General features: G+C 60.6%; 22 protein-coding genes and 1 tRNA gene. 8 read left to right on the plus strand and 15 right to left on the minus strand.

The window, feature by feature from the left end; genetic code table 11:
* Positions 1–109: 109 nt before the first annotated feature.
* Together ACQRBV_RS20850 and treS are read left to right on the plus strand one after the other, a co-directional pair.
* Positions 110–868: a helix-turn-helix transcriptional regulator gene (locus ACQRBV_RS20850; RefSeq protein ID WP_244383418.1), complete on the plus strand. Its 759-nt coding sequence runs from the start codon at positions 110–112 to the stop codon at positions 866–868.
* Between the two features lie 84 nt (positions 869–952).
* Positions 953–3,019 carry a maltose alpha-D-glucosyltransferase gene (gene treS / locus ACQRBV_RS20855; protein ID WP_411984199.1) on the plus strand — a complete coding sequence of 689 codons (2,067 nt, stop codon included), beginning with the start codon at positions 953–955 and terminating at the stop codon, positions 3,017–3,019.
* Here treS and ACQRBV_RS20860 read toward each other — a convergent pair.
* From ACQRBV_RS20860 to ACQRBV_RS20875, 4 genes are all read right to left on the minus strand, one after another.
* Positions 2,997–3,611 (minus strand): cysteine hydrolase, encoded by a 615-nt coding sequence (locus ACQRBV_RS20860; protein ID WP_161547914.1) that lies wholly within the window; start codon positions 3,609–3,611, stop codon positions 2,997–2,999. The genes treS and ACQRBV_RS20860 overlap by 23 nt on opposite strands.
* Before the next feature lie 126 nt (positions 3,612–3,737).
* Positions 3,738–4,481: a 2OG-Fe(II) oxygenase gene (locus ACQRBV_RS20865; protein WP_411984198.1), complete on the minus strand. Its 744-nt coding sequence runs from the start codon at positions 4,479–4,481 to the stop codon at positions 3,738–3,740.
* A complete protein-coding gene (locus ACQRBV_RS20870; protein ID WP_411984197.1) occupies positions 4,465–4,737 on the minus strand; it encodes an Ada metal-binding domain-containing protein in 273 nt (90 codons plus the stop codon). Before ACQRBV_RS20870 ends, ACQRBV_RS20865 begins: the two co-directional genes overlap by 17 nt.
* Positions 4,730–5,326 carry a 2OG-Fe(II) oxygenase gene (locus tag ACQRBV_RS20875; RefSeq protein ID WP_411984196.1) on the minus strand — a complete coding sequence of 199 codons (597 nt, stop codon included), beginning with the start codon at positions 5,324–5,326 and terminating at the stop codon, positions 4,730–4,732. Before ACQRBV_RS20875 ends, ACQRBV_RS20870 begins: the two co-directional genes overlap by 8 nt.
* A gap of 168 nt (positions 5,327–5,494) precedes the next feature.
* Here ACQRBV_RS20875 and ACQRBV_RS20880 point away from each other — a divergent pair, with 168 nt between their 5' ends.
* Positions 5,495–6,046, plus strand: coding sequence for a GNAT family N-acetyltransferase (locus ACQRBV_RS20880; RefSeq protein WP_411984195.1), 552 nt, complete (start codon positions 5,495–5,497; stop codon positions 6,044–6,046).
* A gap of 2 nt (positions 6,047–6,048) precedes the next feature.
* Here the strand turns inward: ACQRBV_RS20880 and ACQRBV_RS20885 are convergent, their stop codons facing one another.
* Positions 6,049–6,960 carry a LysR family transcriptional regulator gene (locus tag ACQRBV_RS20885; protein WP_411984194.1) on the minus strand — a complete coding sequence of 304 codons (912 nt, stop codon included), beginning with the start codon at positions 6,958–6,960 and terminating at the stop codon, positions 6,049–6,051.
* Positions 6,961–7,076: 116 nt separating this feature from the next.
* Positions 7,077–8,087, minus strand: a complete 1,011-nt coding sequence (locus ACQRBV_RS20890) for an aldo/keto reductase (protein ID WP_411984193.1) — start codon at positions 8,085–8,087, stop codon at positions 7,077–7,079.
* A gap of 255 nt (positions 8,088–8,342) precedes the next feature.
* On the opposite strand from ACQRBV_RS20890, the gene ACQRBV_RS20895 reads away from it, so the two are divergent.
* Positions 8,343–10,061: a hydrogenase maturation protein gene (locus ACQRBV_RS20895; protein WP_411984192.1), complete on the plus strand. Its 1,719-nt coding sequence runs from the start codon at positions 8,343–8,345 to the stop codon at positions 10,059–10,061.
* Between the two features lie 116 nt (positions 10,062–10,177).
* Positions 10,178–11,773 carry a histidine kinase famiy protein gene (locus ACQRBV_RS20900; RefSeq protein WP_411984191.1) on the plus strand — a complete coding sequence of 532 codons (1,596 nt, stop codon included), beginning with the start codon at positions 10,178–10,180 and terminating at the stop codon, positions 11,771–11,773.
* Between the two features lie 65 nt (positions 11,774–11,838).
* Here ACQRBV_RS20900 and ACQRBV_RS20905 read toward each other — a convergent pair.
* Positions 11,839–11,925 (minus strand) — tRNA-Leu (locus tag ACQRBV_RS20905).
* A 466-nt stretch (positions 11,926–12,391) separates the two neighbouring features.
* Between ACQRBV_RS20905 and ACQRBV_RS20910 the strand changes: the two genes are divergently transcribed.
* Together ACQRBV_RS20910 and ACQRBV_RS20915 are read left to right on the plus strand one after the other, a co-directional pair.
* A complete protein-coding gene (locus ACQRBV_RS20910; protein ID WP_411984190.1) occupies positions 12,392–12,709 on the plus strand; it encodes a hypothetical protein in 318 nt (105 codons plus the stop codon).
* 129 nt (positions 12,710–12,838) lie between these two features.
* On the plus strand, positions 12,839–13,309 hold the full coding sequence (locus ACQRBV_RS20915) for a GFA family protein (protein ID WP_411984189.1): 471 nt from the start codon (positions 12,839–12,841) through the stop codon (positions 13,307–13,309).
* Here ACQRBV_RS20915 and ACQRBV_RS20920 read toward each other — a convergent pair.
* Positions 13,289–13,816, minus strand: coding sequence for a DinB family protein (locus tag ACQRBV_RS20920; protein ID WP_090370922.1), 528 nt, complete (start codon positions 13,814–13,816; stop codon positions 13,289–13,291). The genes ACQRBV_RS20915 and ACQRBV_RS20920 overlap by 21 nt on opposite strands.
* A gap of 125 nt (positions 13,817–13,941) precedes the next feature.
* Here ACQRBV_RS20920 and ACQRBV_RS20925 point away from each other — a divergent pair, with 125 nt between their 5' ends.
* Complete coding sequence (locus ACQRBV_RS20925) at positions 13,942–14,640, plus strand: tellurite resistance TerB family protein (RefSeq protein WP_411984188.1); 699 nt, start codon at positions 13,942–13,944, stop codon at positions 14,638–14,640.
* On the opposite strand, the gene ACQRBV_RS20930 is transcribed toward ACQRBV_RS20925, so the two are convergent.
* The 7 genes from ACQRBV_RS20930 to ACQRBV_RS20960 all read right to left on the minus strand — a co-directional run bounded on the left by ACQRBV_RS20930 (position 14,637) and on the right by ACQRBV_RS20960 (position 22,273).
* Positions 14,637–15,458: a hypothetical protein gene (locus ACQRBV_RS20930; protein ID WP_205343909.1), complete on the minus strand. Its 822-nt coding sequence runs from the start codon at positions 15,456–15,458 to the stop codon at positions 14,637–14,639. The two genes, ACQRBV_RS20925 and ACQRBV_RS20930, sit on opposite strands and share 4 nt — an antisense overlap.
* Before the next feature lie 18 nt (positions 15,459–15,476).
* A complete protein-coding gene (locus ACQRBV_RS20935; protein ID WP_060752947.1) occupies positions 15,477–15,824 on the minus strand; it encodes a DUF2493 domain-containing protein in 348 nt (115 codons plus the stop codon).
* A 64-nt stretch (positions 15,825–15,888) separates the two neighbouring features.
* The gene (mgtA, locus tag ACQRBV_RS20940) at positions 15,889–18,603 is read right to left on the minus strand and encodes a magnesium-translocating P-type ATPase (protein WP_411984187.1); all 2,715 of its coding nucleotides are present in this window, start codon (positions 18,601–18,603) and stop codon (positions 15,889–15,891) included.
* 235 nt (positions 18,604–18,838) lie between these two features.
* Positions 18,839–19,132, minus strand: a complete 294-nt coding sequence (locus tag ACQRBV_RS20945; protein WP_081086954.1) for a hypothetical protein — start codon at positions 19,130–19,132, stop codon at positions 18,839–18,841.
* A gap of 318 nt (positions 19,133–19,450) precedes the next feature.
* Positions 19,451–20,062: a LysE family transporter gene (locus tag ACQRBV_RS20950; RefSeq protein WP_411984186.1), complete on the minus strand. Its 612-nt coding sequence runs from the start codon at positions 20,060–20,062 to the stop codon at positions 19,451–19,453.
* A gap of 73 nt (positions 20,063–20,135) precedes the next feature.
* A complete protein-coding gene (locus ACQRBV_RS20955) occupies positions 20,136–20,927 on the minus strand; it encodes an AraC family transcriptional regulator (RefSeq protein ID WP_161547998.1) in 792 nt (263 codons plus the stop codon).
* 62 nt (positions 20,928–20,989) lie between these two features.
* A complete protein-coding gene (locus tag ACQRBV_RS20960) occupies positions 20,990–22,273 on the minus strand; it encodes an arsenic transporter (RefSeq protein ID WP_161547999.1) in 1,284 nt (427 codons plus the stop codon).
* Positions 22,274–22,299 lie beyond the last annotated feature (26 nt).

Here is a 22,299-nt window from a genome sequence, read left to right on the forward strand (position 1 = left end):
GTTTTACGCGGATGTGAATGACGAATTCGGCACAATTTGCCGCGCTCGACAGGCGTGCGAACATGGCGCAATCTGCTCGGCGTCAAAGCCCAAACGAGCGGTTGAAATCATGATGCAGAGCGCGTTTACGGCCCTTCTCCAGGGGGCACGCCCACACAGCATCGAGCAGCTACTGGCGGGTATGGCGCAGCTGTTGCCGATGCTGGACGTGATCCCCAATGCCGCGATTTTCATCAAGGATGTCGACGCCCGTTACCTACTCGCCAACCACACGCTGGTGCAACGTTGCGGCCTCAAACAGCTGCAGCCGCTGTTGGGCAAGACCAGCGCCGAAGTGTTTCCGGCGCAGTTGGGGCCGGGTTACACCGAGCAGGATCGGCGCGTGCTGGAGCAAGGGTATGTGCTGGAGGATCAGCTTGAACTGCACCTGTATGGCACTCGCGAGCCGGGCTGGTGCCTGACCCATAAATGGCCCTTGTATAACCACAAAAACCAGATCATCGGCTTGGCGGGCATTTCGGTTGACCTGCAGTCGGCCAGCGAAAAACATCCGGCCTATCAGCGCCTGGCCGCTGTGGACGAGTATATCCGGCACAACTTCAATCGACGTGTCACCCTCGGTGAGTTGACGCGCATTGCCGGCATTTCCGTGGCGCAGCTGGAGCGTTATTGCAAGCGTGTCTTCCACCTCACGCCGCGCCAGATGATCCAGAAGGTGCGCTTGGAGAACGCCCATCGGCTGCTGCATACCGAACTGCCGATCACCGATGTGGCATTGCAGTGCGGCTATACCGACCACAGTGCGTTTACCCGGCAGTTCAAGGCGTCGACCGGGTTCACCCCGCGCCAATATCGGCAGTTGGAATAGTTAGCGCCAACGCAATGCAACGAATGACCGCCGTTGACCCTCCTATGCTTACCAATACCCTTTCACCACACAGGTATCAGGCTTATGACGGCGGTAGACAACGATCATGTGAACTGGCTGGTTGAGCAATCGATGCTGCACGCGGCACGCCAGCGGGCCAAGCTGTATTCCGGGCAGGGGCGCTTGTGGCAGCAGCCCTACGCGCAGACCCGGCCCCGTGATGCGTCAGCGTTGTCGTCTGTGTGGTTTACCGCGTACCCGGCGTCTATCGTGACCCGTGAAGGCGGCACGGTGCTGGAGGCGTTGGGGGATGAAAGCCTGTGGCACGCGCTGTCCAAGATCGGTATTCAGGGGATTCACAACGGCCCGCTGAAAAAATCCGGCGGGCTTTCCGGTACCCGGCATACGCCGACCATCGACGGCAATTTCGACCGCATCAGCTTTGAAATCGACCCGGAGTTGGGCACCGACGCGCAGTTGCAAGCGTTGACGCGCATGGCCGCAGCGCACAACGCGGTGGTCATCGATGACGTCATCCCCTCGCACACCGGCAAAGGCGCGGATTTTCGCCTGGCCGAGATGGCCTACGAAGACTATCCCGGCCTTTACCACATGGTGGAAATCCGCGAGGAAGACTGGCCGTTGCTGCCTGAAGTCGCCTCGGGCCGCGATGCGCAGAACCTCAGCCCGACCCAGGTCGACGCCTTGCGCGACAAGCATTACATCGTCGGCCAGCTGCAACGGGTGATCTTCTTCGAACCGGGAGTCAAGGAAACCGACTGGAGCGCAACGCCCGTAGTGCAAGGCGTGGACGGCAAGCCGCGGCGCTGGGTGTACTTGCATTACTTCAAGGAGGGGCAGCCCTCGCTCAACTGGCTGGACCCTTCGTTCGCCGCGCAACAAATGATCATCGGTGACGCCTTGCATGCCATCGATGTGATGGGCTCCAAGATCCTGCGCCTGGACGCCAATGGCTTCCTGGGTGTGGAGCGCAAGCTTGATGGCACGGCCTGGTCGGAAAGCCATCCGCTGGCCGTTACCGGCAATCAGTTGCTGGGCGGGGCGATTCGCAAGGCGGGCGGCTTCAGCTTCCAGGAGCTGAACCTGACCGTGGACGATATCGCCGCCATGTCCCACGGCGGCGCGGACCTTTCCTATGACTTCATCACCCGGCCGGCCTACCAGCATGCCTTGCTGGTGGGAGACACGGAGTTTTTGCGCTTGATGCTGCGCGAGATGCACAGCCAGGGCATCGACCCCGGTTCGTTGATCCACGCGCTACAGAATCACGATGAACTGACCCTGGAGCTGGTGCATTTCTGGACCCTGCACGCCCATGACACTTATCTCTATCAAGGCCAGACCTTCCCCGGCAATATCCTGCGCGAACACATCCGCGAGCAGATGTACGAACGCCTGGCCGGCGAACAGGCGGCGTATAACCTCAAGTTCGTGACCAACGGGGTGTCCTGCACCACGGCGAGCATCATCACGGCCGCCCTGGGCATTCGTGATCTTGAGGCGATCACCGCTGCCGATATCCGGCAGATCCGCCAGATACATCTGCTGCTGGCGATGTACAACGCGATGCAACCTGGGGTGTTCGCCTTGTCCGGTTGGGACCTGGTGGGCGCGCTGCCGTTGGCGGCGCAGGAGGTGGCGCACCTGATGGCCGATGGCGACACACGCTGGATCCATCGCGGGGCCTACGACCTGGTGGACCTGAACCCGCAGGCCGAGCTGTCGGCGGGGCAAATGCCGCGCGCGCGAACCTTGTACGGCAATCTCAATGAACAGTTGCAGGACCCCGAATCGTTTGCCTCGCAACTGCAAAAGATCCTCGCGGTGCGCCGCGCCTATGACATTGCGGTCAGCCGCCAGATCCTGGTGCCGGACGTCGAGCATCCGGGCTTGCTGGTCATGGTTCACGAATTGCCGGCGGGCAAGGGCACCCAAATCACAGCGCTCAACTTCGGCGCCACGCCGATTACCGAAACCTTGCACCTGCCGGATATCGCGCCAGGGCCGGTGGTCGACATCATCAACGAACGGGTTGAGGGCGACCTGACCGCCGAGGGGGAATTCACCCTCACGCTGGATGCCTATGAAGGCCTGGCGCTGCGGGTGGTCAGCCATTCTCCGATGCTTTGAGTGCCGTCAGAAACGCGCTGTGTTTGAGGGTTTGGGAAAACATCGGTAGCGTGAAGTGCTCGGCCGCGTGCTGTTGTTCATCGCTGAATGTGGCCGTGCAGTCGGTGAGGGTGATCACGTCGTAGCCTTTTTCGTAACCCGATCGAACCGTGCCTTCGACGCAGCAATTGGTCAGGAACCCCGCGACCACCAGGTTCTGGATGCCGTTGTTACGCAGCACCAGGTCCAGGCCGGTGCTGGCGAACGCGTCCAGCCCACGCTTGCCTTCGACCAGGATGTCGGCAGGGTCCCGGCTCAGGGCGTCGCTGATCTCGGCGCCCCAACTCCCGGCCCGGAAGGCGCCGGCGTCGACGACACCTTTGAGAATCCCGTAGGCGCGCAAGGTCAGCTCAGGGTAGCCGACGGCAAACTGGATCGGCATATGGATGATGGTCACGCCGAGCTTGCGCGCCTGCTCAATGGTGGTGGCAGTGTTGGCCAGCATGTTGGAGGTTTGCATCACGTCTTTCACGGCGTCGTGGAACACGCCACCGGACGTGGTGAAGTCGTTCTGGAATTCGATCAAGACGATTGCTGTTTTGTGGGCCTGCATGGTGTTTCTCCTGATGCGGGGTAATGGGGTCCGCTTAATCGTAGGCGATACGTGTCGTCGCCGCTGTTTCTCGTGACACGCTTGGCAGGCAGTCGCTCATGACCCAGCGGCCCGCATGGCGCCCATTCATTTGGCATCGTGGAAAATAATGCCGAGGGTTCTGCGTTCTCCGTAATGCAGGCGGCTGACCCCGTGGCGGACATTCACGCGGCAAAACCCTCGGGTTGAGCGCGCCGGTCGGCTGTTCACTGCGAAAATCAACGCCTGGCCCTGTTCAAGCGCGATAACCTCGGCCTGGCCGGGCTGGTTGGCGCGGGTCTGGGTGAGGACGAACTCGCCCCCGTCGAAATCCAGCCCCGGTTGATCCAGCAGAAATACGACCTGAAAAGGAAACACCTGCTCGCCATACAGGTCCTGGTGCAGGCAGGTGTAGTCATTTGCCCGATAACGCAGCATCAGCGGCGTGGGCCTGCATTGGCCCGCCTGATGACAAACGGCTTTGAAGGCGCTGTGGGTTTCGGGAAACCGTTGGCGGACGTTCAATGCCGAGTGCCAGCGGTTGGCGATGGGCGCCAGGTGGCTGTACAGCCGAGTTCGCAGGTCTTCGACGATGGGGGGCAGGGGATAACGAAAGTACTGGTATTCACCTCGCCCGAAGGCATGACGCTCCATGACGACGCGGCTGCGAAAGTGCTCGCTGTTCGAGTACAGCGCCGCCAGCTCCAGACAGGTCTGGCGAGTGAGCAAGGGTGGCAGTCGCGCAAACCCGTGGGTCATCAGTGCGGCTTCGATTATCCGCCAATCCAGCTCTTCCAGGCTGGCCCCAGGGGCACCCGGGCTATCGAGCATCAGCTCATTTTGACGATTCATTGTGTTTCCATCGCTGATATTCGGCAGGCATGCAGATGGCGCAAGGGCGATAGCCGGCGGCGATTGCGCCGGACTCGTCGAGGAAAAATACGCGGTTTTTCACATAGCCCCCGCGCGCGATCGCTTGCAGCGCCGCTCGGCAATCGAGCGTGCCGTAACGTTTGCCCGTTCGGTGGCCGCCCAGCGTGCCCGGTCGAGTGCTGGGGCAGGGTTGGCCTGCTCGGCTCAATAGCATCCAGACACGCTCGTTATCCATGGACTCGCTCCGATGTGCCGTGAAAGTTCAGGAAAAACCCAACCCGTTCGCCGCTTCGAACCCGGCTGATAGCGCGTTTCATCGTGACGCGGTAGTAGCCCTTGCGGCCTTTGAAGGGCCGGTGCGCCGTGGTGATGATTGCGAGATCACCCAGCCGCAGGGGCACCACCATCGGGCGTGACTGCATCCTCGGTCGCTGCTCGATCAGCACCAACTCACCACCGGTGAAGTCCTGGCCTGGAGAGGACAGCAGGGCGGTCAACTGAAACGCAAACCCCCTTTCGTCATCGATGGCCTGCCCAAGCGCCAGAGACTCGCCTTCACGCAAGCACATCAGCGGCGAGGAGGGTTGCCGCTGATCGGTTGAGCGTTGGAGCGGGAGGCCGTAGGGCCGTCCGGCGATCAGGTTCCATTGGTTTGCGATCTGTGCCAGCGGCGCATAAAACTCCTGCCTGAGGCTGTTCAGCAGTGCCGGGAGCTGTTCACGCACCCTGTTGAGTGGGCCCAGGAAACCCGGCAGCACGGCGAAGCCTTGCTGGTCGAGCTCCACGCGGATACTTTGCCAATCCACGGTGTCGATTCGGTTCATGCGGGCTTCCTGCGTTCGATGGCCATTACCGGTGTCGCGGCCGTAAACACAGCGTAGGGAACCCGTTGAGTGGCTGAAACTCCGGTTCTTGCGGTGGAACTTCAAGCGCTGTTTAATCAAGCGCACCTGTGCCCCACGTGGGCACGTTCAGATTCCGGGAGAGCATGGATGCAATCGCTGCCTGTCGCTGCGTCAATCGTTGGGGATTCACTTGAGCTGCGTCCACTGGCGCCCGGGGATTTTGACGCGCTGTATAACGTCGCATCCGACCCTTTGATCTGGGCACAGCACCCCAGCCCTACGCGTTATCAGGAAACGGTCTTTCGCGAATGGTTCAAGGAAGCCCTGACGTCGAACAGCGTGTTGGTGGTGATCGACCGTTCAAGCGGCAAGGTCGTGGGCAGTTCGCGCTATTACGAATTCAGCGAGAAGACCTGTGAGGTTGCTATCGGCTACACCTTTCTGGCCCGAGAAAAGTGGGGCGGCGGGGCGAACGCAGAACTCAAGCGCCTGATGCTCGAGCATGCCTTCCAGTGGGTCGACACGGTCTGGTTTCACATCGCGGCGCAAAATATCCGTTCGCAACGGGCCATGGAGAAAATCGGCGGGAAGTTCTCCCACTCGTCGATCAAACAGCTGGCCGTCGGCACGCAGGAAAACTTCTTTTACAAGGTCGAACGCGCCACGTTCGCGCATCGGCACTCGGTGAGCGATACCTGAACTCAGGCCGGGTTTGTCTGCTCAGCCAGCGCCAGTACCTGGCCGCGGAAAACGCTGACGATCGGGCGCAGGTCCACCTTGTGCCAGGCGGCCCAGAGCCTGACGCAGGGCCTGAACCAATCCAGCTCGCGCAGCACCACCGTCGGGCCTGCGCTGGTGGCCAGGCTGCTTTGCACCATGGCCAGGCCAAGTCCGGCGGACACCAGCCCGAGCACGCTCAAGGGGTCGGTCGCCTCCAGCGACAGCCGTGGGACGAAGCCGGCATCGGCGCACCGGGCGATGAAGTCGTCGCGTTTATTGATCGAGTCGGGTTGGCTGCCGGTGATGATCCATTCCTGTTCATGCAGGTCGGCGGGGGTGAGTTCGAGCTTGGCCGCCAGCGGGTGTTCGGTCGGGATCGCCAGCAGCATGGGGTCGTTCAGCACAGGGCGGGCTAGCAGGTCGGGGTCGTTGTCCGGCGGGGGCTCGCAGACCAGCGCGATGTCCAGGCTGCGTTGGCGCAGACCTTCAAATTGCTCGCGTGGTGTCATGTTGTAGAGGGCAATATGGATCTGTGGGCGCTCGGCGCGGATCGCCCGCACCGCGCCTGGCAACACGCCGGCATGGATGGCGTGGTTGACGTAGCCGATGCACAGGCCGCCTTCCTCGCCACGCCCCAGGCGCTTGCCCAGGGACTCCAGGCGCTCGGCGTGCTTGAGCAGGCCGCGCGCCTCGGACAGGAAGGTGCGCCCGTCAGCGGTGAGGAACAGCCGCTGGTTACGCCGTTCGAACAAGGCCAGGCCCAGGTGATCTTCAAGCTGGGCGATCTGCCGGCTCAGAGGCGATTGGGAAATGTGCAGTTGTTCCGCTGCGCGGCCGACGTTTTCGCATTCCGCGACGGCGACGAAGTAGCGCAGCTGACGTAGATCTTGCATGGTAGCTCCTGGTAATTGCCTTACCTTTTACTCGGGTGTTCCAGGCTTGACCAGCCGCTGACTGCAAAGACGCCGCCCGTGCGCAACGCGTCGGGCGGCCCTGCAACGCAATGGCCTCACACCTGCGGCACAGGCGCCAGGGCGTTGATCAGTCCTTGTTGGCGCAGGTTGTTCCAAAACGCGGCGGGGATCCGCGCACTCAGGGCCGCATGGTCCTCGTTGGCGTGCAGCGGTCGTGTGGCTCCGGGGATCACCGAAATCACGGCCGGGTGGGCCAGCGCAAACTGCAGGGCTGCGGACTTGACGTCGACGCCGTGGGTACGCGCAATTTCACCCATGCGCTTGAGCTTGTGCAGCACCGACGGAGTCGCCTTCTGGTATTCAAAGTGCTCGCCACCCGCCGTCACACCCGAGCTGTACGGGCCGCCGACAACAATGCCGACACCTTGCTCCAGCGCTTGCGGCATCACGCGTTGCAGGGCGCGGTCGTGGTCCAGCAGCGAGTAACGGCCGGCCAGCAAGAAACCATCGGGTTGCGGCTCGCTCAGGTCCAGGGTCAACTCGATCGGCTCGACACGGTTCACACCCAGGCCCCAAGCCTTGATCACGCCTTCTTCACGCAGGCGAGTCAGCACGCGGAAAGCACCTTTGCGCGCGGTCTCGAAGCGCTCCAGCCATTCGTCGCCGTAGAAGTCCTGGGCGATGTCGTGAATCCAGACAATGTCCAGGCGATCGGTCTTCAGGCGGCGCAAGCTGCCCTCGATGGAACGCAGGGTGGCGTCGGCGCTGTAGTCATTGACGATGCGGTTGCGGTTGCCGTGTTCGAACAGGCCGCTCTTTTCGCCCAGTTCACGGCTGCTCGGGTCTTCCAGTTCATCAAGGATGATCCGCCCGACTTTGCTGCTCAGCACATATTCGTCGCGAGGGCGGCCCACCAGGGCTTCACCCAACCGCGATTCAGCAAGGCCGGCACCGTAGAACGGTGCGGTGTCGAAGTAACGCACGCCATTGTCCCAGGCGGCATCGACCGTGGCTTGCACCTCGGCCTGTGGCACATTGCGGAACATATTGCCCAGTGGCGCGGTGCCGAAACCCAGCGGGTTGGCGATAAGGGATTTGAGGCTCATCTGTATTTTCCTGGCAAGGGGAGCTAGTCGTGAACTCCGATGGCGGCAATCCTATGCCGCTGCTTGCAAGACCGTCCAAGTCATAATTCGACAGACTTCAGACCTTCCGTGCATATCTATCTTGCGTCAACCGGCTCAAGCTTGATCTCGATCAGGTGACCGCCCCGGTTCTCCCTCTACTCTGGCGTCTCCATCAAAGGCCAGGGAAGGCTGAATGAATGCCACTGGCCGCGCATTCTCAAGGAAGAGTCCGTCATGCGATCAATGAAGATCATCTTGTTGTCATCGGCGTTCAACGGTTTGACCCAGCGCGCCTGGTTGGACCTGCGCCTATCAGGTTACGACCCCAGCGTGGTGTTGTTTACGGATGAGGCCACGGTGTGCCGACAAATCGAGGCATCGGCGGCCGATCTGGTGATCTGTCCGTTTCTCAAGGACCGCGTACCGGAGCAACTGTGGAGCAACCCGGATCGCCCGATTGTGATCATTCATCCGGGCATCGTCGGTGACCGTGGCGCCAGCGCGCTGGACTGGGCCATCACCAAGCAGGTCGGCCGTTGGGGCGTTACGGCGCTGCAGGCGGTCGAAGAAATGGATGCGGGGCCGGTCTGGTCGACGTTTGAATTCGACATGCCCGCCGATGTGCGCAAATCCGAGTTGTACAACGGTGCGGTGAGTGACGCGGCAATCTATTGCATTCGCGACGTGGTGGAAAAATTCGCCGGCGGTTTCGTCCCCACGCCGCTCGATTACACGCAACCCAGCGTCGTCGGGCGTTTGCAGCCGAATATGAAGCAGATCGACCGTGCCTTCAGCTGGCATGACTGCGCACGGTTCATCAAGCGCAGCATCGACGCCGCCGACGGGCAGCCGGGTGTGTTGGCGAGTCTCGCGGGTGGGCAGTATTACCTGTACGACGCGCACCTGGATGCGCGTTGCGGCCTGCCGGGAGAGATCCTGGCGGTTCAGGACGACGCGGTGCTGGTGGCCGCCGGTGATCGGAGCGTGTGGATCGGTTCGCTCAAACGCAAGGCCCAGCCAGGGGAGGAAACCTTCAAGCTGCCGGCACGCCAGGTGCTGGCCGGCCTGTTGAGGGATGTTCCGGTGCTGGACAGTTCAATCGCCAACCAAGGGGCTGATGAGTCGGCCTATCAACCGATTCGTTATCGCGAGTTCGGCCACGTTGGCGAACTGACTTTCGAGTTCTACAACGGCGCCATGAGCACCGAACAATGCGTGCGGCTGGTGGCTGCGCTGCGTTGGGCCAAGGCGCGGGACACCCAGGTGCTGTTGATCAAGGGCGGGCGCGGGAGCTTTTCCAACGGTGTACACCTCAACGTCATCCAGGCCGCGCCCGTGCCGGGGCTGGAGGCCTGGGCCAATATCCAGGCGATCGACGATGTGTGCCAGGAGTTGCTGACGGCCCGGCAGCTGGTGGTCAGTGGCCTGACCGGCAGCGCAGGGGCGGGCGGCGTGATGCTGGCGCTGGCGGCCGACATCGTGTTCGCCCGTGCAGGTGTCGTGTTGAACCCGCATTACAAGACCATGGGCCTCTACGGCTCCGAGTACTGGACCTACAGCCTGCCTCGCGCCGTCGGCAGTGAGCTTGCCTACAAACTCACCGAAGAATGCCTGCCGATCAGCGCCGTGCAGGCACGGCAGTGGGGGATGGTCCAGGACATCGGCCCACGTTGCCCGCAGGAGTTCGGCCGCTGGTTGGCGCAAGAAGCGCAACGTACGTTGACTGATGGAAAGTACGCAGCGCATCGCGCACGCAAAGCCGATAAGGACTTCGCACAGATTGAGCGTTGCCGTGACCACGAACTGGCCCAGATGCAGTTGGACATGGTGCACAACCGCCAGCAGTTTGCCGAGAAGTGCCGCAACTTTGTGTTCAAGCGCAAGAGCTGCCAGACACCGCAGCGTTTGATTGCGGCATGGGCTATGTCGCGTGAGAGCGTGTTGGTCGCCTGACGGCGCCGTTGTGCTCGGCATCGTGTCGCGAGGTCGTAGGCTCAAGCACTCTGAAAAAGGGAATTTGGGCGGGACGGTACGGTCCTACGATTTCAAATGTTGCTTGGAGGCGCGCGATGCCACACAAGAACCTTCGGGTAGACGATAACGTTTCTGCAGATATTTCTGATCATCCAAAAGACATCTTTTTTGCTGCAGTCGAAACGACTCGTATGCCGATGATCGTCACCGACCCCAATGCGCCGGACAACCCGATCATCTTCGCCAACCAGGCGTTTCTGGAAATGACCGGTTACGCGCATGATGAGATTGTCGGGAAAAATTGCCGCTTTCTCCAAGGCGTCGAGACCGATAGAGAAGTGGTGAATTCCATCAGGGACGCGGTAAAAAACAAGCAGGAGTTTTCGACCGAAGTTCTTAACTATAAGAAAGATGGAAGCAGTTTCTGGAATGCGCTTTTCATCTCGCCTATTCAAAATGAAAAAGGCGATGTGATTTATTTTTTTGCATCGCAGTTAGATGTAAGCCGTCGCCGTGATGCTGAGGAAGGTTTGAGGCAGGCTCAGAAGATGGAGGCGCTGGGTCAGTTGACGGGCGGCATCGCGCATGACTTCAACAATCTGCTGCAGGTGATCGGTGGCTACGTCGACTTGATCGGCAGCGCCGTCGACAAACCTGAGCCGAGCCTGGAAAGAATCAAGAGAAGCGCCTTCCATGCCAAATCTGCGGTGGAAAAAGCCAGCACGCTGACAAAGCAACTGTTGGCGTTTTCCCGAAAGCAGAAACTACAGGGCCGCGTCCTGAATTTAAATACGCTCGTTCACTTGGTTGAGCCTTTAATAGAGCGGACATTCGGCAACGCAGTGAAAGTGGAATCCGACCTTGATGGCTCGTTGAAAAACTGCCGGATTGATCCCACTCAGGCCGAGATGGCACTGCTCAACATTTTCATCAATGCCCGGGATGCGTTGATCGGGCGACATGAACCGAAAGTGTTCATTGAGACGCGAAATGTCCTGATCAAGGACTTGGCGACGTCCTATGACGGCTTGCTGCCGGGCGCCTACGTGAGCATCTCCGTTACCGACAACGGCGTAGGCATGTCCGCGGCCATCCGTGATCGCGTGATGGACCCATTCTTTACCACCAAGGATGAGGGCAAGGGCTCGGGCCTGGGCCTGTCGATGGTATATGGATTTGCCAAACAGTCCGGCGGGGCCGCCCGGATCTACTCGGAGGAGGGCATTGGTACGACGCTGCGTCTGTACTTTCCAGTGGACAGTGCGTCGGTATCTCCCGATGAGCTCAGGCTTAAATCCGATAACCAGGATGGCACCGAAAGGGTCTTGATTGTCGAGGACCGCCCGGATGTCGCAGAACTCGCCAAGATGGTGCTTGAGGACTACGGCTACATCACTGAAATATCGCTCAATGCGCGCGAAGCGCTGAAACGATACGAAGCGGGTGAACAGTATGACCTGCTCTTCACCGATCTGATCATGCCCGGAAGCATGAATGGGGTCATGTTGGCGAGAGAGGTCAGAAGACGCATCCCAAGCACCAAGGTGCTACTGACCACCGGCTATGCAGAGAACTCCATTGAGCGTACGGACGTTGGCGGATCAGAGTTCGAGGTGATCTCCAAGCCGTATCTGCCACATGACCTTGCGCGTAAGGTCAGGCAGATCCTTGATTCGCCGGGGGGGCTTTAGTTTTTCATAAGCAGAAAAAAGATAAGGGCCTGCATGAAATTCATCATGCAAGCCCTTGATATCTATGGTGCCCGAACCCGGAATCGAACCGGGACGCCCTTACGAGCGGGGGATTTTAAGTCCCATGCGTCTACCAGTTTCGCCATTCGGGCGGTAGCGCGGTGTAACAGGGTTGGGAATATATAGAGCCTGGCTCGTTGGTGCAAGGTTCTTGCCTAAAAGCCGGGTTAAAAAAGCTTGTGAGATCAGTAGTCTACAACGCCCGACCAGACCCTTTTCGAGTTTCCCCTGGGGCGGGAACAAGATGCTGAAAGTGCAGTCATAGCGATATGCCATCCCGGCATTCTGGAAAGGAATCAGTTGATGTTCAGTGCGCGTAAGCCTTCTTGGATGATTGCTGTCAGTGTAATCGGGTTGTTGGCGGTGGGTAGCGTAGGCACAGCGCAGGCGGGGGATGAGTTTGAATGGAGCGGATTCAGTTCCTCGCCGGGTGACAGGCTTGCGACCAGTTCCGCGGGGGCCGGTCAGCAGCAAGTATTGGCGGCGAGCAATTTTACGGTGAACGATATTGAGCGCTTGCAGAGTAATCAGAAAAGCCACGAGGAAGAGCTTCAGCGTTTGAAAAGCAAACTGGACGAACAGGCGCGCTATTTCGAAGAGTTCAAGCGTAAGGATGGCTCAAGCTCCAGCGCCAGTGACAGCCAGTTGGCTGATTTGAAGCACATGGTCGCGGATCAGAAGAACACCATCGACAAGCTCAAAAGCGAAGTGGAGGACCTGAAGCGCAATTCCAGCTCCAGTTCGAGTTCCAGCTCCAGTGAGCTGTCGCGGCTCAAGGACGATGCCCAGGATCAGAAACGTAGCCTTGAAGACCAGAAGCGCAGCATTGAAGATCTGAAACACACGGTCGACACCCTGGCCAGCAAGGTGAAGTGACGCCTGCCGGCGCTTGCTTCAGTCGCTGGCAATGTGCGAAGCGGCATTGCTGGCGACATGGCGTGCGGTGTTCTCAGCGTTCGGTTCACGCTACCCTGTGGCGTCCACAATCATGAAAAGGAATGAATGATGAGCGTCGTACACCAGCCGCTGGAGGGCAGTTGCCGCTGTAACCGGGTGCGCTTCAGTGTCAGTTTGCCCGAGGTGATCACCATGGCCTGCCATTGCCGTGGTTGCCAGAAAATGACCTCCAGCGCGTTTTCCCTCAGCGCCTTGATTCCCGCCGCTGGGTTTACCATCACCCAAGGCTGCCCGGTCATCGGCGGGCTGCAGGGTGTGGACCGCCACTATTGCTGCCCGCATTGCATGAGTTGGCTGTTTACCCGGCCCCACGGCATCGACGAGTTCGTCAATGTGCGCGCCACGTTGCTCGATAACGCCAGCGACTATGTACCTTTCATGGAAACCTGGACCCGCGAAAAACTGCCCTGGGCCTCCACCCCCGCCGTCGAAAGCTTTGCACAATTGCCTGAACCCGAGGACTTCCCGCGCCTGTTGCAGGCTTACGCCGAGTTTGTCTCAGTCAATCAACGCCAATAGATCCGTAACACCTACGTCCACGCCTGCCTGGCTCAGCAGCGTGGTGGCCTGGCCCCGGTGATGGGTCTGGTGATTGAAAAAGTGCACCAGCAAGCCAAAGAACGGCTTGCTGGCCCCCACGCCGCGCATGTTGGAGTACTGCAGGCGATGATCCAGGTCAGGCTCGCGCAAGGTGTTGACCCAATCGAGTATCAACTGATCCAGCCAGGCGCGTCGGGCAGAAAGCTCACGAATATCGGCGAACGCCAGTTGCTTGAGGTCGGTGGGTGTTGCGATTGAACTCAAGGGTGCCAGCGCCGCAAAGCCTGCCGGGTGTTGGGCAAAGCGTTTGAGCCACACCGTATCGCCCAGTGCAAGGTGGTTCAGGGTGCCGAGGATCGAGCCGAAGAACGCCTGCCGGTCTGCGCTCAACGCGGCGTCCGGCAATTGGCCGGCAGCAGCATAGACCTTCTGGTTCATCCACTGGTTGTAGCTCGCCATCAATGCAACGTGCTCGATACGGTTCACCTGTGTGCTCCTTCAACGGTGTAATGGCGCCATCATAAGGCGTGCCTGCTCGGCGGTCTTGGTATTCCGACAGGGGCAGGCTATGGTTGTTGAACGCCCATATTGCGCCCTGGGAGGGCGACACCATGAACACCAGCGATCTATTGGAACAACTGCTGCGCGCGGGCCAGCAAAACAGCGGTGCTTCAGGCGGTGGCCTGGGCGGCTTGGGCGGGTTGCTCGGCGGGTTACTTAACAGTACGGGCAATAGTGCTTCGGCCGGGGGCGGTTTGGGCGGATTGCTGGGTGGTCTCGGCGGTTTATTGGGCGGTGCGCCTGCGGGCGGTGCCACGCAGCAGCGCTCCGGTGGGATGAATTACGCGGCGCTGGCGTCGTTGGGGATGGCGGCTTTCCAGGCGTACCAGGCGTGGCAGCGCCAGCAGGCCAGTGCGCCGCAGCAGGCAATCCAGACGGTCGACCAACTCGACGGGGCGGATGCCGAAGCCCATAGCCATGCCGTGCTGCGCGCATTGATCGCGGCAGCCAAGGCCGATGGCAAGATCGATGAGCAAGAGCGGCAGATGATCTCAGCCGAGATTGGCCGGCATACCGATGACCCCCAGTTGCAACAATGGCTCGACGCCGAAGTCGCCAAGCCACTGAATGCCGGGGATTTTGCCGAGTATGCCGATGACCCGGCACTGGCGTCGGAGATCTACCTGGCCAGCGTGATGCTGGTCAACGATCAACAGGAGGCGGAACGCGCTTACCTGGATGAGCTGGCCGGGCAGTTGCAAATCGACCCGCAGTTGCAACTGCACCTGGAGCAGCAGGCGAAAGCTTAAAAACGCAGGGTGGCACCGGTGGTCAACCACTGGTTGTGATCCTCGTTGAGGCTTTGCCCAACCAGCAGGTCGATGTCGATCAGCTGACCCACGTGAAAGCGCGGCCCGGCCTGCCAGGCCTGGTCGCCGCCTTCCTGGCCATAGCGCTCACCGATCAGCGTGAGTGCATCGGCTAGCTGGTACTCGAAACCTGTGCCCCACGTCAGCCGGTGCTGCTGTTCACCACCGTTATAGGCGTGGGTCCAACCGCCATTGAAGTTCAAGCGCAGTGCTTCAACGGGTTGCCAGGTCAGAGGCACGTTGAAGTCGGCGCCGTCAAAGGCATGCGCGCGGTCCAAGGCGAAGTGGCTGGTGGCGGACACCGCCAGCTGCAATCCCAGATCTTGCCGTGACCATACCTGGGCTTTGACTTGCGGGCTGACCTGCGTCTCGGCATCCCCCGCATTGCTGGCACGCGACAGCGCCGCACTCCATTGCACCGCCGGCAGCGCGCTGAACGTGCAGGCCGGGTTCAGGGTTTCGTTATGGACGTTGCCTTGGTGCCGGTTGACGCTGTACCAGGCGTCGACGTTGCAGGTGCCCGGATCATTGACCGCGCCGTCGTCGACCACATAGGCGCCACCGGCTGCCTGGGCCTTGGAACACATCGCGATGAGCAGAACAAGGCCAAGGCTTGCGCCAATGAAGATCAGGTTGCGTTGCAGCGCGCGGCGCTTGGCCGGCGGTAACAGCAACAGCGTATGGCGAGCCCCCCGATAGTGACGTGCGCGATATTTGGCAAACCCATCCGGGCGATGAGGGGTGTGTTTTTTGTGCATGATGCACCTCGCTTGAATTCAGCTTTCTACGGTCAGCACCGAAATGCCGCTGGCTTTGGCCTGGCTGACCAGCTCCGAGGTGTCGTCACCGCCTGGCAGGGCGATGATCACGTCGGGTCGGCTGTCGGTCAGCATGAAATGATTGCGTTGGCGTTCCGCCTGTTTGCCATGGCGTTGCCAATTGCACGGGTAACGCACCACATCGATGCCCATTTCCCGCGCCCACTCCTCGATGTTGCTGCCGAGGAATTGGTTGCCGCCGTGAATCAATACCTGCATCGGGCGCAGGCGGTGGTAAGCGTCCAGCACTTGGCGGGACTTCTGGGTGTCGGCGTAATGACGACCTGCACAGATCAAGACGCGCATGTTCGAATCCTTGTGATGCGCGGTGGCGACCCTGCGGTCGCCACCGTTTAAACGGCGGGAGCGATCAGTACCACTGCTTGAAGCGGCGGATGTAGATCGTTTTCATCAGTTGGGCCACGCAGCAGTAGGCGAGCAGGGTACCGACCAGCCATGGGAAGTACGCCAGCGGCAGCGGTTGCAGGCCCACCAGGGTGCCCAGCGGCGAGAACGGCACGTAGATCCCCAGAGCGATCACCAGGCAGGTCATCATCAGCACCGGCCAGGCCGCCGTGCTCTGGAAGAACGGGATCTTGCGGGTGCGCAGCATATGCACCACCAGGGTTTGCGAGAGCAGCCCTTCGATGAACCAGCCGGACTGGAACAGGGTCTGCATTTCCACACTGTTAGCGCTGAACACGTACCACATCAAGGCAAAGGTGGTGATGTCGAAGATCGACGAGGTCGGCCCGATCCAGATCATGAAGCGGCCGATGTTTTGCGCATCCCACTTACGCGGTTTGGCCAGGTATTCCTTGTCCATCTTGTCCCACGGCAAGGCCAGCTGGGAGATGTCGTACATCAGGTTTTGCAGCAGCAGGTGGATCGCCAGCATCGGCATGAACGGAATGAACGCACTGGCTACCAGTACCGAGAACACGTTGCCGAAGTTGGAGCTGGCGGTCATGTTCAGGTACTTCATGATATTGCCGAAGGTTTCGCGGCCCTTGAGCACGCCTTCTTCCAGCACCATCAGGCTCTTTTCCAGCAGGATGATGTCCGCCGATTCCTTGGCGATATCCGTGGCGGTGTCGACCGAAATACCCACGTCGGCATCGCGCAGCGCCGGCGCATCGTTGATACCGTCGCCCAGGAAACCCACGGTATGGCCGTTGGCTTGCAGGGCCTTGAGCACCCTGGATTTCTGCAGCGGTGTCAGCTTGGCAAACACCGTGCGTTCTTCCACGCGGCGCAGCAGGGTGGCGTCGTCCATGGCTTCGATATCCACGCCCAGCAGCGGCTCGCCGGGTTCGAGGCCAACCTGGCGGCAGATCTTGGCGGTGACTACCGCGTTGTCGCCGGTGAGCACTTTGACGGCAACACCAATTTCCTGCAGTGCGGCAATGGCCGGGCCCGCGGTTTCCTTTGGCGGATCGAGGAAGGTCAGGAAGCCCTGGATCACCAGGTTGCGCTCGTCGGCAGGGGTGTACTGTTGGCGCGCCAGGGATTGGGGAATGTTGCGCGTTGCGACCACCAGTACGCGGAAACCATCCTCGTTGTAGTCGTTGGCCAGCGCCAGCAACTCTTCACGGCGGCGCTCGTCCAGCGGCACGGCATCGCTGCCTTCCATCACGTGGGTGGAAATGCCCAGCATCTCTTCCACGGCGCCCTTGCACACCAGCAACTGATCGCCGGCAGCATCCTTGACGACGATCGACAAGCGGCGGCGTACAAAGTCGAACGGCAATTCATCCACTTTGCTGTAGGCAAATGGCACCTGGAACTTGGGGTTCTGCTCCGAGAACTGCACCACGGCCTGGTCCATCAGGTTCTTCATGCCGCTCTGGTGGAAGCTGTTGAGCCAGGCTAGCGACAGCACCGCATCGTCACGTTGGCCAAAGGCATTGACGTGGTGTTCGAGGATGATTTTGTCCTGGGTCAGGGTGCCGGTCTTGTCGGTGCACAGCACATCCATCGAACCGAAGTTCTGGATCGCATTCAGGCGCTTGACCACCACTTTGCGTTTGGCCATGGCGGTGGCGCCCTTGGCCAGGTTGGCGCTGACGATCATCGGCAGCATTTCCGGGGTGAGGCCCACAGCAACCGCCAGGGCGAACAGGAACGCATCGCCCCAATCACCTTTGGAGAAACCGTTGAGCAGGAACACGATCGGCACCATCACCAGCATGAAGCGGATCAGCAGCCAGCTGACGCCGTTCACCCCACGGTCGAAGGCGGTTTGCACACGGGAGCCGACGATCGCTTTGGCCAGGGAACCGAAGTAGGTGCGCGGCCCGGTGGCGACCACCACGGCCTTGGCCCGGCCGCTGACTACGTTGGTGCCCATGAAGCAGATGTTCGGCAGGTCCAGCAGGTTGCCCTGGTCGGCCGCCAACGAGGACGCCGACTTTTGCGTCACATCACCCAAGGTGTCGTACTTCTCGACCGGCAAGGCTTCGCCGGTCAGCACCGCCTGGCTGATAAACAGGTCACGGGATTCGATCAGGCGGATATCCGCCGGGATCATATCGCCGGCCGACAACTGCACGATATCGCCGGCCACCAGTTCACGCATCGGCACTTCGCGCAGGCTGGGCTGGGCGCCCACTTGCTCGCGGCGCAGCACGGTGGCGGTGGTGCGGACCATCGCCTTGAGCGCTTCGGCGGATTTGGCCGAGCGGTGTTCCTGCCAGAAGCGCAACAGGCTGCTGAGCAACACCATGGTCATGATTATGATGACCTTTGTCGGGTCGGCCTCTTCGCCGTCCCGCATCGGCAGCCAGCAGTCGGTAACAAAGCTGATGCCGCCCAGGGTCAGCAGGACATAGATAAAAGGATTGTTCAGTGCCTGCAGGAACTGGACGATGGCGTGAGGCGGCTTGTCATGGGCCACCTCGTTATAGCCTTCGCGCTGTAGACGTGCCGAGGCATCCAGTTCGGTCAGGCCGTCCTGGGTCGCCCGTACATTGGCGAGGGTGGCCGACAGGCCGTTCTGGGCTTCGCGGGCGGCACGCATCGACAGTTTGGTGTCGCTTGCAGTGCCATTTTTCTTGTGCAGAGGCGTGTTTTTTACGGCGCTCATTGTCTGTACTCCTGTCGCCAATTCTCGACAAAACATACCCGGTACTTACCTGATTGCAGGCGAGCGAAAGCATGCCGAGCCGCGGACTTCGCGATCGGTTTAAATAAAGTGCTTAATAACTTCTACAAGGCCCGCTTAGTGCGCGTTAATTAATTAGCGCGCAGCGGGCTACTACTGGACTTGTTCATAAAGAACTCCAGAAGGTTAATCGGGAAAGTTGTGGTTTCCAGCAGGCTCAGGCTGTGCGAGCGCTCACATAGAGGCTAAGCATCAGGCTCGCTTGAACGAGGCTGGAAACGTTCCGTCTCTGCGGGTCTTGAGGGTCGGCGTGATCCCAGTGCTGAACCAGTTGGCCAGTGGTGGGGCAGACACGCCAGTGCGCCAGCATTGGCGCCGGGCGTACTTGGGGAGAGGTTGCGGCAAAGGGTGAGCGGGTAGGCGAAAAGCCCACGGGCATGCGGCATAGCTTGGCTCGCAGGGCCGAGGCCAGCGAGCGGATATCAGGCAAAACAAAGGGTTGAAGGGTCATAACACACCTCGGGACCGGACAAGCGACCGGCGAGGCAGTTACGGTGGAGCATCAAGCTCTAGCGCAGCTTACCGGACCGGGGAGGCGAGTCCTGTCATATTCTGGGTTTGGCGCCCGATGCCCGCAGAGGCGGTGCTCGGACAGCGACTAGATACTGTGTCCATTGGCTTCTTTTGTGAGGTTTAAAAAAGGCCCCAATTGCGGGCAGGGGCAATCTACTCAGCCAGTTACAAAATGTCAACGCATGATTAATTAAATGATCCGGCGTTCAGAGTTCATTCAGACAAGAGGCACGGGCAAGTTGCGATATATATAACTTCATACGCCCAATGCCGCGAGATAGGCTAGATACAACAGTACCAATCCGCAGGTGCCATAACTGACCCGCTGCCAGCGCGCCGATGCGTTCTTGCGCAACAGGTTGACCAGCGTAGCCACCACAAAGCACGACAACACCGACGCCAGCATGAAACCGGCAAAAAACATCAGGGTCTGCGCATGACTGGGCGTAGTGCCGACGATGCCCGACAATGCACTGCCGAGGGCGCCCCAATACACAATGTTCTTCGGGTTGGCCAGGGAGATGGCTGCGCCTACCGTCAGCGCATTCTGCCCCGAGCGTGCAGGCACGGTTTGCGCTTGAGGCAAGTGCCAGGCGTCGATCAAGCCGCGCACGCCCAGCCAGGCCAGGTACAGCGCGCAGACCACCGTCAGCGGTATGCGCACGGCGTCATGCTGGATCAGCAGGGCGATACCGGTCAGGCCGATAACCGCCCACACGGCATCGCCCACCAGAGAGCCGGCCTGCACGAGCAAGGCCGGGGTGAACCCCTGAAGCAAACCCCGGCGCAACGTCTCCGCCAGCACCGCACCGGGTGAGAGGCAAAACACAAAACCGAATACCAGTGCGTAAAAAAAGATCGTCAACATGCCTGAATTCCCAGAAGTGATGGCAGGCAGTGTGCGAGCGGATGGCGCTATCGTCTTGGACCAGATTGCGATTTCAGCGCTGCAACAGGTTTTGATAACGGCCGGGAGTGATGCCATAGGCGGCCCGGAAATGCCGATTGAGGTGGCTCTGGTCGGCAAAACCCAGGTCCTGGGCCACTTCGCAGGGTTGCAGCCCCCTGCGCAGCAGACCTTTGGCGCGCCGGGTGCGAAGTTGCATGGCCCATTGCCGCGGGCTCAAGCCGGTCTCTTTCTGGAAGGCCCGCAACAGATGAAATTTGGACAGCCCCAACTCATCGCCAAGGTGTTCCAGAGGCAGCGTCTGATGAAGTTGCGCAGCGAGCAACTCTTGGGCGCGGCTGATCATGGGTTTTCCCGCCGGTGCACTCCCTTGCAGGCGCACACCACTGCAACCGACCACCTCGCCGAGCAGCAGTACCAGCGCTTCTTCATTCAGTTCGCGGACCAAGGCATCGCCGCTCAATGCGCCTTTCACCGCCGTCGCGAGGCGTTGCGCCAGCTCCGGTTGAAAACACAGGGCACGATCAAACTCCAACTGTGCCAGGCCCAGGTCGGTGGCCAGTTGGTCTGCCATGGCGTACACGCTGACAAACTGCCAGGGAGCGCCCTCGGCAGCGCCACCGCCCTGAATCTGGCCCGGGTTGTACAGGGTGATGCTGCCCGGGCCCGCCTGGAATTCGCGACGGTCGAGCCAGACTTTCTCTTCGCCGACCAGGTTCACGCCGATCACGCATTCATCGTGACTGTGACGGGCAAAGGACAGGCCGGTGCAGCGGGTGCTGGTGAGTTCGTAGTGGCCCAGCCAGGCGTGTTGCATCGCGTTCATCGGGTCAGCTCGGCAGTGGGTTGCGCCTTAGCATACGTAGCTGACCCAGGCTGCGAAAGTGTTCAGACACTCAAGCGCAGCGCGAGCGCGGCCAGGGTGATCAACAGCACCGGCAGGGTCAGTACGATCCCGACCCTGAAGTAGTAGCCCCAGGTAATGGTGATGCCTTTGCGCGCCAGGATATGCAGCCATAACAAGGTGGCCAGGCTGCCGATAGGCGTGATTTTCGGGCCCAGGTCGCTGCCGATCACGTTGGCGTAGATCATCGCGTCCTTGATCACGCCCACCGCATGGCTGGACTCGATGGACAGGGCACCGATCAGCACCGTCGGCAGGTTGTTCATGACCGATGACAGCAACGCGGTGAGCACGCCGGTGCCCATCGCCGCGCCCCACACCCCGTAGGTGGCGAAGGTGTCCAGCCAGGTGGCCAGGTAGGTCGTCAGGCCGGCGTTGCGCAGCCCGTAGACCACCAGGTACATGCCCAGGGAAAAGATCACGATCTGCCAGGGGGCTTCCTTGAGCACCTTGCGCGTGGAGATCTTGTGGCCTTTGGCCGCGATGACCAACAGCAGCACCGCGCACACCGCAGAAATCGCACTGATGGGAATACCCAGCGGCTCCAGGGCGAAGCAACCGATCAGCAAAATACCGAGTACCCACCAACCGGCGCGAAAGGTCGCACGGTCGTGGACGGCCCTGGCCGGGTCTTCCAGGTCGTCTGGGTTGTAGGCCTGTGGAATATCGCGGCGGAAGAACCACAGCAGCACCGCCAGGGTGGCCGCGACGCTGACCAGGTTCACCGGCACCATGACGGCGGCGTATTGGTTGAAACCGATCTTGAAGTAATCCGCCGAGACGATGTTCACCAGGTTCGACACCACCAGCGGCAGGCTGGCCGTGTCCGCGATAAACCCGGCGCCCATGACGAAGGCGAGGGTCGCTGCCGGAGAGAATCGCAACGCCAGCAGCATCGACATCACAATGGGCGTGAGGATCAGTGCCGCGCCGTCATTGGCGAACAGTGCCGACACCAGTGCGCCGAGCAATACCATATAGGCAAACAACCGCCGCCCACGCCCTTGGCCCCAGCGCGCCACGTGCAGCGCGGTCCAGGCAAAGAAGCCGGCCTCGTCGAGCAACAGGCTGATGATGATCAGCGCCACAAACGTACCGGTGGCGTTCCAGATGATGTGCCACACCGCCGGGATGTCCGACAGGCTGATCACTCCGCAGGCCAGGGCCAGGATTGCCCCCAAGGTGGCGCTCCAGCCGACGCCCAGCCCTTTGGGCTGCCAGATGACCAGGATGATGGTGAAGAGAAAAATCGCAACGGCGACAAGCATGAATGAACGCTCCGATGGCTCGGCAA

The sequence above is a fragment of the Pseudomonas sp. R11F genome, assembly GCF_050312575.1.
GTDB lineage: Bacteria > Pseudomonadota > Gammaproteobacteria > Pseudomonadales > Pseudomonadaceae > Aquipseudomonas > Aquipseudomonas palleroniana.

Bases quoted from the DNA above. Each gene is read 5' to 3' on its own strand.
- ACQRBV_RS20850 (WP_244383418.1), top strand. From the start codon at position 110: ATGATGCAGAGCGCGTTTACGGCCCTTCTCCAGGGGGCACGCCCACAC.
- treS (WP_411984199.1), top strand. From the start codon at position 953: ATGACGGCGGTAGACAACGATCATGTGAACTGGCTGGTTGAGCAATCG.
- ACQRBV_RS20860 (WP_161547914.1), bottom strand. From the start codon at position 3,611: ATGCAGGCCCACAAAACAGCAATCGTCTTGATCGAATTCCAGAACGAC.
- ACQRBV_RS20865 (WP_411984198.1), bottom strand. From the start codon at position 4,481: ATGAATCGTCAAAATGAGCTGATGCTCGATAGCCCGGGTGCCCCTGGG.
- ACQRBV_RS20870 (WP_411984197.1), bottom strand. From the start codon at position 4,737: ATGGATAACGAGCGTGTCTGGATGCTATTGAGCCGAGCAGGCCAACCC.
- ACQRBV_RS20875 (WP_411984196.1), bottom strand. From the start codon at position 5,326: ATGAACCGAATCGACACCGTGGATTGGCAAAGTATCCGCGTGGAGCTC.
- ACQRBV_RS20880 (WP_411984195.1), top strand. From the start codon at position 5,495: ATGCAATCGCTGCCTGTCGCTGCGTCAATCGTTGGGGATTCACTTGAG.
- ACQRBV_RS20885 (WP_411984194.1), bottom strand. From the start codon at position 6,960: ATGCAAGATCTACGTCAGCTGCGCTACTTCGTCGCCGTCGCGGAATGC.
- ACQRBV_RS20890 (WP_411984193.1), bottom strand. From the start codon at position 8,087: ATGAGCCTCAAATCCCTTATCGCCAACCCGCTGGGTTTCGGCACCGCG.
- ACQRBV_RS20895 (WP_411984192.1), top strand. From the start codon at position 8,343: ATGCGATCAATGAAGATCATCTTGTTGTCATCGGCGTTCAACGGTTTG.
- ACQRBV_RS20900 (WP_411984191.1), top strand. From the start codon at position 10,178: ATGCCACACAAGAACCTTCGGGTAGACGATAACGTTTCTGCAGATATT.
- ACQRBV_RS20915 (WP_411984189.1), top strand. From the start codon at position 12,839: ATGAGCGTCGTACACCAGCCGCTGGAGGGCAGTTGCCGCTGTAACCGG.
- ACQRBV_RS20925 (WP_411984188.1), top strand. From the start codon at position 13,942: ATGAACACCAGCGATCTATTGGAACAACTGCTGCGCGCGGGCCAGCAA.
- ACQRBV_RS20930 (WP_205343909.1), bottom strand. From the start codon at position 15,458: ATGCACAAAAAACACACCCCTCATCGCCCGGATGGGTTTGCCAAATAT.
- ACQRBV_RS20935 (WP_060752947.1), bottom strand. From the start codon at position 15,824: ATGCGCGTCTTGATCTGTGCAGGTCGTCATTACGCCGACACCCAGAAG.
- mgtA (WP_411984187.1), bottom strand. From the start codon at position 18,603: ATGAGCGCCGTAAAAAACACGCCTCTGCACAAGAAAAATGGCACTGCA.
- ACQRBV_RS20945 (WP_081086954.1), bottom strand. From the start codon at position 19,132: ATGACCCTTCAACCCTTTGTTTTGCCTGATATCCGCTCGCTGGCCTCG.
- ACQRBV_RS20950 (WP_411984186.1), bottom strand. From the start codon at position 20,062: ATGTTGACGATCTTTTTTTACGCACTGGTATTCGGTTTTGTGTTTTGC.
- ACQRBV_RS20955 (WP_161547998.1), bottom strand. From the start codon at position 20,927: ATGAACGCGATGCAACACGCCTGGCTGGGCCACTACGAACTCACCAGC.
- ACQRBV_RS20960 (WP_161547999.1), bottom strand. From the start codon at position 22,273: ATGCTTGTCGCCGTTGCGATTTTTCTCTTCACCATCATCCTGGTCATC.